This window comes from Paenibacillus sp. NPDC056933 (assembly GCF_042674385.1).
Lineage (GTDB): Bacteria > Bacillota > Bacilli > Paenibacillales > Paenibacillaceae > Paenibacillus.
On sequence record NZ_JBHUQN010000019.1, the window covers coordinates 1 to 3,232 of the forward strand.

General features: G+C 35.1%; 3 protein-coding genes. All 3 read right to left on the reverse strand.

Annotation, left to right across the window (positions count from 1 at the left end):
- Positions 1-416: 416 nt before the first annotated feature.
- Positions 417-1,367 carry a suppressor of fused domain protein gene (locus ACFTRD_RS32515; RefSeq protein WP_379387137.1) on the reverse strand — a complete coding sequence of 317 codons (951 nt, stop codon included), beginning with the start codon at positions 1,365-1,367 and terminating at the stop codon, positions 417-419.
- An 18-nt stretch (positions 1,368-1,385) separates the two neighbouring features.
- Positions 1,386-2,321 (reverse strand): WG repeat-containing protein, encoded by a 936-nt coding sequence (locus ACFTRD_RS32520; protein WP_379387139.1) that lies wholly within the window; start codon positions 2,319-2,321, stop codon positions 1,386-1,388.
- Positions 2,322-2,337: 16 nt separating this feature from the next.
- On the reverse strand, positions 2,338-3,232 hold an 895-nt coding region (locus ACFTRD_RS32525), incomplete at its 5' end, for a hypothetical protein (RefSeq protein WP_379387141.1).

Sequence of the window (3,232 nt, forward strand, 5' to 3'; positions counted from 1 at the left end):
GGGCAAGATACTTCTTCTGTTCGACCGTCAGATTCTGTTTCTGCCAGTAATTATAGTCACCAAGCTCCTCGGCGGTGATGTCTATTCTCCCGATATCTCGAGCAATGCCGTTATGATAAGGGCCGAAAAACAGTTCATATTCGATGTCATTCTGTTTTACCTCCCATAATGCACCAGCGCTTCTTTTAACTCTTGGTCAACCTGTATGCAACTTCTTCAAAAAATCTAAAACGGAGATAATAATGTTTAACTCCCATACAACAGCACAGTTTTCTAAACAATAGATAGCTATGAAGACAAAATCTTTCCTGATTCTGATTTTCCATTATCATTTATTCAAAAAAGACTCATTCCACCTAAAACTTGGAATGAGTCTTTATAAATCAATTAATAGTCTCTTTTTTAGCAGCAATTAGTTACATTACAGATTTTCTTCTAGGTGGACTATAATTAATATATCCATTTTCAAACATTTTATCAGCTACAACATATATATCATCTTCTATTTTTGCAATCTCTAGCTCCTCGGCCGTTACACCCAATAACAAATTAATTCTACCGTATCCAGAAACAACAGGTATAATTTCTGGTAAATCTATTGGTGGAGCAATTATGAAGCCACTCAAGTCTGTATTTGGAAGCTTTCCTTCGCGATATTCTATAAATTGGCCAGGATAAATATGATTTTTTGTTTCTTCAATATATTTAGTCCAACTAACCAATTCATTTTTAAAAACACTTTCATTAGGTTTTGCTGTTATCATAAGTTCATATCCATATCCAGAAGGTTTTCCATTTTCAAACTCAATGAGGGAGGCGTTATTATTCTCTGGATTAGTTAGTCCCGATGTGATGTATACATCCAGTCCATCAAAAGCATTTTCATATTTAAGGATTAACAAATCACTTCGCTCACTTCTCCACACTATCCTAGGTTCTACGCATCCAAACATCGACCAATATATTAATTCTATTCGATCGGATAATGGGAATTCTGAAGGTGGAATAAAAATTCTTTTTAGAATGTTTTCAACTTGAGGATAAACAAAACGTCCCTTATTTATTGTAATTTTCATGTTCGATAAGGGACCTTCAGACGAAGCAAGATTTAATAATTCCTCTTCATCTAATTCTATCCACAAATCCGGGTTTGCTTCATCACGGGAATATAATGTATTAATATCCACAATACCTATATTGGATAATCCTAGAAAACTTACTAATGGAGATTTTTGCTTGCCAGCCAATAATACAAGTTCACATCCACTCGGAAAGCAGAATCCAATTGATTCAACACATTTACATAAAAATTCGAAATATGGAGATCGTTCTAAAACCAATTCTAGTATTTGTTTTCTATTTTCCACTTTGAACACCACCTCCGTTTACCAAAGATCAAAATTGCTGGGTTTGAACACCCATCTTCCTCCATCATCCACGTAGCCCCATTCTCCATTGAATGTAACACACCCAAGACCATTGTAAAAGGAATCGGCTGTTGTAAATACATTTTTCAGGATGTATCTACCATTTTTATTTATATACCCATACATATCCTGACTTTCAACTGGTGCTAAATTATTTTGAAAATCACCTACACTTTGAAATTTATTTTTGATAACCATATTCCCTGAGTGATCTAAAAAGCCCCATTTCCCATTTGCTTTTAATTTAAATCCTGCTAATCCTTCAGAAAAACTTGAAACTTGATAATACTGGGGGTGTATAAGAAACTCCCCTTGTTTATTGATAAAACCATAAAATTCACCGTCCACTGAAGCCTCAGCCAATCCCTCTGAAAAATTGGATACTGAATTAAAATGATAATCAATCTTTAGCTCACCTTTATCATCTATAAAACCAAATTTTGGCCCTTGTTTTACTAGCGCTAGTCCATTTGAAAATGTACCCAAAACATCAAAAACCGGATCTATGATGACCTCACCTGAAACACCAAAAATACCCATTTTCCTGTTTTTCTCCGCAATAACTGAAGTACCTGAATTTATTCCATGTATTCTATCATAGATTGGTTCAATTACGAACTCTCCTTGCATATTAATACAACCATACTTTCCTTTATACAAAACTATGGCTAAACCGTATTCGAAGTCACCTAGAAAATCTGCATTCAATTCTATAACCCAATCGTTTTCAGTATTTATATAACCCTCCTTATCATCAAACGTCCAAGCATATGCTAAACCTTCACAAAAGTTGTTTACAGCCTTATATGAAGGCTCAATTATAATATCTCCTTGTTTATTAATAAAACCGTACTTCTCTTGTATTTTAATTTTAAAAAGATTATTATCCTTCATTTTTATAACTGTCCTCCTAATGGAAAGGCCCTGGCTGCTTATACCATTCTTTGGGCCAAGTTTTTGCATTTGTTGAAAATGGATTATATACAACATCTATTTTTTTATCAGGCATCCTCACTCTTACGTAACCCATTGGATTGTCTAGGATATCTGTTATCACTAGTTGTCCCTGACCTTCTTTTACTCTATATGTTTCGAATGCTTTAATTTTGGGATCATTCACTTGTCGCGTCTGAGGTATAATATTTAGAGGACTATCTTCAACTGCATTATCAAGAGCCCCTTCATTTACGGATTTAATATGCCCTCTCTCAGTTCCTGGACTAACTTTCGTCCGACTATACCCAGAACCACGTTTCCCTTTAGTACCAACTGTCCAAATCATCTTAACTGTATTACCAAATTTGTCCAGAAGCACTGTTGTTGTTTCCTTCCCATTCAAATCTAAAACACTAATCTTATAAACAGTTCTACCATCCGCAATCTTTTCGACTGAGAATTTGTTATTCGCTATACCTTCTCTTAATTCCTTTATCATAACACGCGATAAATTTTGGGATTTCAATACAACAACCAAATCATCGAATTCTGCATCTGTTAACTTGTTTTTTGTGGACTCGTTTGATCGATTTTTCTCGTCAGACTCATTTGGTTTCTGATTAGTTTCTTTCTTGGATTCGTTCGTATCCTTATCTTTTTGTGATTCTTGTGGCGTTAATGGATCCTTCGACTTATTTGCAGCCTGTCCACCCTTTTTACCTTTTCCCGTTTTCTTCGATGAATCTTGTTTCCACTGATTATGACTGTTCGGAGTCTGATTCTCTTTCTTGTTAGTGCTAGATGAATTTGTTCCTTCACCCTCGCTCGACTTTTTCCCTGTACCTGTATTTGATCCTGTAGTGTCCGCT

Coding starts and splice junctions, on each gene's coding strand:
- ACFTRD_RS32520 (WP_379387139.1), bottom strand. CDS start 2,321: ATGAAGGATAATAATCTTTTTAAAATTAAAATACAAGAGAAGTACGGT.